Here is a 7,487-nt window from a genome sequence, read left to right on the forward strand (position 1 = left end):
CGAAGGACGCCCCGTCCTCCGCCGCGCTGAGGACGGGGGCGGCGAGCCCTCCGGTCGCCGCATTGGCGGTGACCCGCGCCGTCGCCTTGACCATGTGGACCACGAGTGCGACGGCGATGCCCACCGCCACGGGAACCCACTGATTGTCGGCGAAGAACGAGGCCGGATCATCGACGGCGACGGTCTGTGCGCCCGAACCCGCTCCGAAGGCGATGCCCCCGGCCGCCGGACGCAGGATGCTCTGGACGACGTCGTTCATCGAGTCGAGAGCGGGGATCTTGTCGGCGATGATCTCGAGGAGCAGCAGAGCTCCCACGATCCACAGGGCGAGGTCGCTCGACAGCCACGCCCACGCGGACGGCAGCTCGACGGCGGGCAGGAGCCGATCCGCGAGGCCGAGCAGGAACAGCGGCATCCAGGCGTTGAGGCCCGCCGACGCTGCAAGGCTGGTGCCGATGATGAACTCGATCACGCCCCCACTCTAGGTGCGGCCCCCGACACGGCCCCGATGTCGGTGGCCACGCCTACGCTGGAGGTATGCAACCCACCCGCAGTGTCCGTCCGTTCGAGGTCATCAGCGAGTATGCGCCGGCCGGTGACCAGCCGAAGGCCATCGCCGAGCTCGCATCGCGCATCAACGCGGGCGAGACCGACGTCGTGCTCCTCGGTGCGACGGGTACCGGCAAGTCCGCGACGACCGCCTGGCTGGTCGAGCAGGTGCAGCGTCCGACTCTCGTGCTCGCGCACAACAAGACACTGGCCGCGCAGCTCGCCAACGAGTTCCGCGAGCTCATGCCCAACAATGCGGTCGAGTACTTCGTGTCGTATTACGACTACTACCAGCCCGAGGCGTACGTGCCGCAGACCGACACCTTCATCGAGAAGGACTCGTCGATCAACGCCGAGGTCGAGCGTCTGCGCCACTCGACCACGAACTCCCTCCTCAGCCGCCGCGACGTGATCGTCGTGTCGACCGTCTCCTGCATCTACGGCCTCGGCGCGCCGGAGGAGTACCTCCGGGCCATGGTCGCCCTCCAGGTGGGGGAGCGATACGACCGCGACGCGCTCATCCGTCAGTTCATCGCGATGCAGTACAACCGCAACGACGTCGACTTCTCGCGCGGCAACTTCCGCGTGCGTGGCGACACGATCGAGATCATCCCGGTGTACGAAGAGCACGCGATCCGCATCGAGCTGTTCGGCGATGAGATCGAGGCCCTCTATTCGCTGCACCCGCTCACGGGCGAGGTGATCGAGAAGCTCGATGCGGTGCCGATCTTCCCCGCCTCGCACTACGTGGCGGGGACCGACGTGATCCAGCGTTCGATCGGCACGATCGAACACGAGCTCGAGGAGCGTCTCAAGGAGTTCGAGCGGCAGGGCAAGCTTCTCGAGGCTCAGCGTCTGCGCATGCGCACCACGTTCGACCTCGAGATGCTGCAGCAGCTGGGTTTCTGCTCCGGCATCGAGAACTATTCGCGGCACATGGACGGTCGTCAGCCCGGCGAACCTCCGCACACGCTGCTCGACTTCTTCCCCGACGACTTCCTGCTCGTGATCGACGAGTCGCACGTCACCGTGCCGCAGATCGGCGCGATGTACGAGGGCGACGCGTCGCGCAAGCGCACACTCGTCGACCACGGGTTCCGCCTGCCGAGCGCGATGGACAACAGGCCGCTGCGCTGGGACGAGTTCAAGAACCGCATCGGTCAGACGGTGTATCTCTCGGCGACTCCCGGCAAGTACGAGATGGGCATCGCCGACGGGGTGGTCGAGCAGATCATCCGCCCGACGGGGCTCGTCGATCCTCATATCATCGTCAAGCCCTCGAAGGGGCAGATCGACGACCTGCTCGAGGAGATCAGAGTGCGCGTCGGCCGAGACGAGCGCGTCCTCGTCACCACGCTCACGAAGAAGATGTCCGAGGAGCTCACCGACTTCCTGGGCGAGCATGGCGTGCGGGTGCGGTACCTGCACTCCGACGTCGACACTCTTCGTCGTGTCGAGCTGCTCAGCGAGCTGCGGGCGGGTGTTTACGACGTGCTCGTCGGCATCAACCTGCTGCGTGAGGGCCTCGACCTTCCCGAGGTGTCGCTGGTCGCGATCCTCGACGCCGACAAAGAGGGCTTCCTGCGCTCGGGTACGTCGCTCATCCAGACCATCGGGCGAGCGGCGCGAAACGTGTCGGGCGAGGTGCACATGTACGCCGACAAGATCACCGATTCGATGGCCAAGGCGATCGAGGAGACCGATCGTCGTCGCGAGAAGCAGATCGCCTACAACACGGAGAACGGCATCGATCCGCAGCCGCTGCGCAAGCGCATCGCCGACATCACCGAGGTGCTGGCGCGCGAGGGCGCGGACACGGCCGAGATGATGTCCGGTCGCGGGCGGGCGACAGGCAAGGGCAAGTCACCGACGCCGAACCTGCGACGCACGGGTATCGCGGCCGAGGGGGCGCAGCAGCTCGAAGCCGTCATCCAGGATCTGTCCGATCAGATGCTCGCCGCAGCGGCCGAACTCAAGTTCGAACTCGCGGGTCGACTGCGCGACGAGGTGCAGGACCTCAAGAAGGAACTGCGCGCCATGGAGAAGGCCGGGCACGCCTGAGGTCGAGGCCGAGCACGAGCAGCGAGGTGGGAGAAATGGACGCGGCAGGGGAGGAGCTGGCCGACCGTGTACGCGCGCTGCTCACCGTCGACACGGAGATCGAGGAGAAGCGGATGTTCGGCACCCGCGCGTTCCTGCTCGACGGCCACATCCTGGTGGGCGCGCGGAAGGGCGGAGTCCTGCTCGTTCGCGTCGACGACGAGCACGGAGCCTCGCTTCTCACCCGTGCGGGGGTCGCCACTGCGGTGATGGGGCCGCGGACGATGGGTTCCGGCTGGTTGGACGTCTCGCCCGCTGCTCTCTTGACCGATGATGACCTGGCCTTCTGGCTCGACGTCGCGCGAGGCGACGCTGACCATCCGGGCTGAGGCCACCGCAGAAGAGCCCTTAGGAGACCGGCGTCGCGCACGCCGCGATCAGGGGCAGTGCACCAGCGTCTTGGGGCCCGAGCGGTCGATCTCGTGTGCGCTCATGGCGGCGCCGCAGAGCGGGCAGGCGCGCTCTGCGCGTTCGGTCGCGGTCGGCGGCGGCGTCTTCTCGTAGGGGCCGACAGACGCGGGGCCGGCGAGTCGGATGAGGTTCGAATTGATCCAGGCGTACAGGCCGCCGGCTTCCGTGATCCGGGAGCGGAGGGGAGGGCGATCCTTCGGGTGGGCCATGTTGCTTAGTGTACTAATCATTAGTGCCGTTGTATAGTCGATGCCGTGACGGCATCCGAGGACCTGCTCAAGCTCGACAACCAGCTCTGCTTCGCGCTGGTCACCGCCGCGCGGAATGTCGTCGCGATCTACCGCCCGATCCTCGAACCACTCGGCCTCACGCATCCGCAGTACCTGGTGATGCTGGCGCTGTGGGAGCGGTCGCCCCGTCCGCTCAACGATCTCGCCGCAGATCTCGCGCTCGAGCCGGCCACAGCCTCGCCTCTGGTGAAGCGACTCGAGGCGGATGGTCTCGTGGCCAGACAGCGCAGTGCACAGGATGAGCGTCGTCTGGACATCACCCTGACCGAAACCGGGCGCGCGCTGCGTGATCGTGCGCTCGACGTGCCCGGACAGGTCATGGCTGCAGTGGGGATGGACCTGCGGCAGGTCGCGACCCTCCGCGACGGCTTGTCCGCTTTCGCGGGTCGCCGCCCCGTCCAGGAGTGACCGCGGCATAGGGTGTGGGGCATGCCGGCCGCTCACTCGACACGTCACGGGCGTGCGAGCATCCGCCGGGCTGTCATCGTGGGGTCGGTCGTCTTCCTCTTCGCCGTCGCGATGCTCGCATCGGGTCTGCAGGAGGCGCCGACCTTCCGCCCCGACTCGCTGTTCGCTCCGGCGACAGCGGAGCCGATGCCCACGGTCGCACCTGCAGGGACCGGGCTGCCCGAAGATGTGGAGATCGACCCTGCCGGAGCCGCGATCGCGCAGACGTTGGGGATGATCCTCCTGGTTCTCGTGGGTGCCGCACTGATCGCCCTCCTCATTCTGATCGTGCGGGCGCTCATCCGGGCATGGCGCAACAGGCCGCTGGGACGCCGGGACGCTGCCGACGTCGCCTCGGAGTTCGGGGAGATCGACGCCGCTCCGGACTCGGATGCGGCCGCCCCGGTGATCCAGCGGGGCATCCTCGGCGCTCTGCGATCGATCGACGACAGAGCTGATCCCTCCGACGCCATCGTCGCGGCATGGGTCGGCCTCGAGGAGACCGCGGCGGATGCCGGCGTTCGGCGCGACGCGAGCGAGACGCCAGGGGAGTTCGCACTCCGCATCATCACCCTGCGCTCCGGCGTCGCCGACGAGGCCGCTCGGTTGCTGGTGCTCTATGAGCGGGTCCGGTTCGGTGCGCACATCGCTTCCGAGCGTGACCGCGAGAGCGCGAAACAGGCTCTCCGGCGCATCGAGGGGGTGTGGCGATGATGCTGCGCGGATATCTCCTCGCGGTCGGGGCCACGGTCGCCGCCGCGCTCGCACTCTTCGTCTTCGGCTTCACCGTGCCCTTCATCGTCGGCTGGAGCCTGCTCGCAGGGGCGGTAGCCCTGCTGGCGCAGCTCGCCTTTACGGAGGAGCCGCAGTCCGACGCGCCGCACATCGTCGCCGAGCTCGAACGCCGACCCACGGAGATCTCACGGATGTCGTGGGCGCTGAACACGCACACGGGTCTCGCAGGCCAGCAGATCACGAAGAGGGTGCGAGAGATCCTGCGCCATCGGCTGCAGCGAGTGGGAGTCGACCCGGACGACCCCGATCACCGCGATGCTGCCGCAGCACTGCTCGGGCCCGACCTGTGGGCTCGGCTGACCGGTGCGCGCACGACGATCGTCGACATCGAGCATGCGCTCGACGCGATCGATCGCCTCGCGCCCGATCGAACCTCGCCACCCCCTCGATCAAGGAGCTGACATGACCGCCGCCACCGATATCGCCGACACCGGAGCGCAGATCCTCACAGCTGTGCGTACCGTCGTGGTCGGCATGGACGACCCACTCGAGATCGCGCTCGCGTCGATCCTCGCCGGCGGACACGTCCTGTTCGAAGACGTGCCCGGTCTGGGGAAGACTCTTGCGGCCAGGAGCCTCGCCTCCGCTCTGGGGCTCTCGTTCCGGCGGCTCCAGTGCACCCCCGACATGCTGCCGGGCGATGTGACGGGTTCCTACGTGTATTCACCGGATTCCGGCGAGTTCGTCTTCCGACCCGGGCCGATCTTCACCGGACTGCTGCTCGCCGATGAGATCAATCGCACCACTCCGAAGACGCAGTCGGCGATGCTCGAGGCGATGGCCGAGCGCCAGGTCACGGTCGAAGGGAACAGCTTCGAGCTGCCCGCGCCGTTCCATGTCATCGCGACGTCGAATCCGATCGAGTACGAGGGCACCTATGCGCTCCCGGAGGCGCAGCTCGACAGGTTCATGGTCCGCCTCTCGATCGGCTACCCCGAGGTGGACGGGGAGGCACGGATCCTGCAGAACAGAGTCCTGCGACGGGAGGAGGCCACGCATGTTCCACCCGTCATCGACGCCGCCCGCCTCGTGCAGCTCCAGGCGGCGGTGGAGGCGATCCATGTGGATCAGGACATCACGCGATACTGCGTCGAGGTCGCGCGCGCGACGCGCACGGCCCCGCAGGTCGAGGTCGGGGCATCGCCGCGCGGCTCGCTCGGCCTCGTGCTGCTCGGGCGGGCACTGGCGGCGCTCGACGGCCGCGACTTCGTGCGTCCCGACGACATCAAACGCATCGCCGTGCCGGTTCTGGCGCACCGTCTCACGCTCACGCCGCAGGCCTGGTCGCAGGGGGCATCGGCAGCAGACGTGGTGCGATCGGTCGTGGGCCAGGTCGCGGTGCCGCCGACGGTGCGAGCGCTCGGATGACGAGGCGGACCACGGACGGTCGGTGGAGTCCGGCGCTGGCGGTGGCGATCGGCGGGGCCGTGCTGCTCGCGGTGCTCGGTCTGCTGTTCTCCCGCCCGGACATCGTCGCGATGGCGTTGCCGCCCGCTCTCTGGAGTGCGTTCGCCCTGTCGAGGCGAGCCGGAGGGATCGAGGCCCGGGTGATCGTCGAAGCGCTGCCCGCCGGCGACGGCGAACTGCGGACGTCGATCTCCATCGAGAGCGATGCGGATGCCGTCGAGGTGCTCATCGTCCAGTCGGAGCGCCGGAGCCGCCGCGTGTTCGTGCCGGGCGACGGGCGCCCGGTCGTCGCCCGCAGCCGCGTACTGCACTCCGGGCCGGGTGTGCCCGTGCAGGTTTCCGCCCGGGCGCTCGCATTCGACGGCGCGGTGCTCGGCGTCGCTTCGCCGACCGTGACCAGCCCGCGGCAGGTGGCGCCCGCGCTCGTCCGCATCGACGACGTGCCTCTCCCGAGGCGACTCACCGGTCTGCACGGCACTCACGAGGGCCGCAGGCCGGGCCAGGGCGGGGACTTCCGCGACATCCATGCCTTCGCGCCAGGAGATGAGCTCAGGCGGGTCGACTGGAGGGCCACCGCGAGGATGGCTCGGCGGCCCGGTGACCTCCTCGTGCGTCGCACCCATACGCTGAGTGACGCGTCCGTCGTGATCGCCATCGACACATCGGAGGATCTCGGCGAGGTCGTCTCGCTGTGGGGTAGCGGTGACTACGAGCGCAGCGGCGTGACCTCTCTCGATCACGCCCGGCAAGCGGCTCGAGCGATAGCCGTCGAGACCATCGCCGACGGCGACCGCGTCGCGCTGCATGTGCTCGTGAACGGTGGTCGCTCGCTGCGCAGCGGTGGCGGTTCGCGCCATCTCGCGCGGGTGGAGGCGGCGATCGCAGCGACGGGGCAGGCGCGCGAGGATGCGTCGTTCCGGAGGACTCCCCACGTGCCGCATGGGTCGGTCGTCTTCGTGCTGTCGTCCTTCTTCGAGGGGGCGGCCGCGCAGACCGCCCTCCTCTGGCGTGCCAGCGGCCATCGCGTGGTCGCCGTCGATGTGCTGCCCCGCCTCGACCGCGCGCGTCTGACCCGCACGCAGACGATCGGTCTGCGCACTGTTCTGGCGGAGCGGGAGAACGTCTTCGCCGATCTCGAGGGAGCGGGTGTCGATGTGGTGACCTGGGCTGAGGACCCGGCCGCCGCGCTCGCGAGCATCGCGGGAGCCCGGCGGTGAGAGCGCGCAACGATTCTCTCGAGACGGCACCCGCGGTGTCGTGGCTGGTCCTGCGCCTCGCGCTCGTGGCGGTCGCGGCCACGGGGGCGTTCGTCCTGTGCCCCCTGGTCGGATGGCAATGGGCGGCCGTGGTCCTCGCGCTCCTCGGCGCCGCGCTTCCCCCCACGTTCGGCGGGTGGGGTGCGATCGCGTGCATCGTGATCGGGATGCTGGTCTCGGAGCCCGATCTCGGTCGCGCGATGCTCGCCGTGCTCATCGAGCACCTCATCCA

The 7,487-nt window shown here is 68.7% G+C and carries 10 protein-coding genes; 8 read left to right on the forward strand and 2 right to left on the reverse strand.

Features of this window, described 5'->3' with window-relative positions; all coding sequences use genetic code 11:
- The coding region (locus RTM68_RS15660; protein WP_312172661.1) for a DUF4126 domain-containing protein at positions 1 to 472 on the reverse strand (472 nt) is incomplete at its 3' end.
- A gap of 65 nt (positions 473 to 537) precedes the next feature.
- Between RTM68_RS15660 and uvrB the strand changes: the two genes are divergently transcribed.
- A complete protein-coding gene (uvrB, locus tag RTM68_RS15665) occupies positions 538 to 2,610 on the forward strand; it encodes an excinuclease ABC subunit UvrB (RefSeq protein WP_312172663.1) in 2,073 nt (690 codons plus the stop codon).
- 35 nt (positions 2,611 to 2,645) lie between these two features.
- Positions 2,646 to 2,978, forward strand: coding sequence for a TfoX/Sxy family protein (locus RTM68_RS15670; protein WP_312172666.1), 333 nt, complete (start codon positions 2,646 to 2,648; stop codon positions 2,976 to 2,978).
- Positions 2,979 to 3,026: 48 nt separating this feature from the next.
- Here RTM68_RS15670 and RTM68_RS15675 read toward each other — a convergent pair whose 3' ends face one another.
- Positions 3,027 to 3,269: a hypothetical protein gene (locus RTM68_RS15675; protein WP_312172669.1), complete on the reverse strand. Its 243-nt coding sequence runs from the start codon at positions 3,267 to 3,269 to the stop codon at positions 3,027 to 3,029.
- Between the two features lie 45 nt (positions 3,270 to 3,314).
- Between RTM68_RS15675 and RTM68_RS15680 the strand changes: the two genes are divergently transcribed.
- From RTM68_RS15680 to RTM68_RS15705, 6 genes are all read left to right on the forward strand, one after another.
- Positions 3,315 to 3,758, forward strand: a complete 444-nt coding sequence (locus RTM68_RS15680) for a MarR family transcriptional regulator (RefSeq protein ID WP_312172671.1) — start codon at positions 3,315 to 3,317, stop codon at positions 3,756 to 3,758.
- A 21-nt stretch (positions 3,759 to 3,779) separates the two neighbouring features.
- Entirely contained in the window at positions 3,780 to 4,511 is a 732-nt protein-coding gene (locus RTM68_RS15685) for a DUF4129 domain-containing protein (protein ID WP_312172673.1), read from the forward strand.
- On the forward strand, positions 4,508 to 4,993 hold the full coding sequence (locus tag RTM68_RS15690) for a hypothetical protein (RefSeq protein ID WP_312172676.1): 486 nt from the start codon (positions 4,508 to 4,510) through the stop codon (positions 4,991 to 4,993). The genes RTM68_RS15685 and RTM68_RS15690 overlap by 4 nt, the downstream gene beginning before the upstream one ends.
- Position 4,994: 1 nt before the next feature.
- Complete coding sequence (locus RTM68_RS15695) at positions 4,995 to 5,960, forward strand: MoxR family ATPase (RefSeq protein ID WP_312172679.1); 966 nt, start codon at positions 4,995 to 4,997, stop codon at positions 5,958 to 5,960.
- A complete protein-coding gene (locus RTM68_RS15700; RefSeq protein WP_312172681.1) occupies positions 5,957 to 7,216 on the forward strand; it encodes a DUF58 domain-containing protein in 1,260 nt (419 codons plus the stop codon). The genes RTM68_RS15695 and RTM68_RS15700 overlap by 4 nt, the downstream gene beginning before the upstream one ends.
- Positions 7,213 to 7,487: hypothetical protein (locus RTM68_RS15705; RefSeq protein ID WP_312172683.1), on the forward strand; the 275-nt coding region annotated here is incomplete at its 3' end. The genes RTM68_RS15700 and RTM68_RS15705, both read left to right, overlap by 4 nt.

The sequence above is a fragment of the Microbacterium sp. genome, assembly GCF_031988965.1.
Lineage (GTDB): Bacteria > Actinomycetota > Actinomycetes > Actinomycetales > Microbacteriaceae > Microbacterium.

What these genes read in the sequence shown, in the direction of transcription:
- uvrB (WP_312172663.1), top strand. Translation starts at nt 538, where the DNA reads ATGCAACCCACCCGCAGTGTCCGTCCGTTCGAGGTCATCAGCGAGTAT.
- RTM68_RS15670 (WP_312172666.1), top strand. Translation starts at nt 2,646, where the DNA reads ATGGACGCGGCAGGGGAGGAGCTGGCCGACCGTGTACGCGCGCTGCTC.
- RTM68_RS15675 (WP_312172669.1), bottom strand. Translation starts at nt 3,269, where the DNA reads ATGGCCCACCCGAAGGATCGCCCTCCCCTCCGCTCCCGGATCACGGAA.
- RTM68_RS15685 (WP_312172673.1), top strand. Translation starts at nt 3,780, where the DNA reads ATGCCGGCCGCTCACTCGACACGTCACGGGCGTGCGAGCATCCGCCGG.
- RTM68_RS15690 (WP_312172676.1), top strand. Translation starts at nt 4,508, where the DNA reads ATGATGCTGCGCGGATATCTCCTCGCGGTCGGGGCCACGGTCGCCGCC.
- RTM68_RS15695 (WP_312172679.1), top strand. Translation starts at nt 4,995, where the DNA reads ATGACCGCCGCCACCGATATCGCCGACACCGGAGCGCAGATCCTCACA.
- RTM68_RS15700 (WP_312172681.1), top strand. Translation starts at nt 5,957, where the DNA reads ATGACGAGGCGGACCACGGACGGTCGGTGGAGTCCGGCGCTGGCGGTG.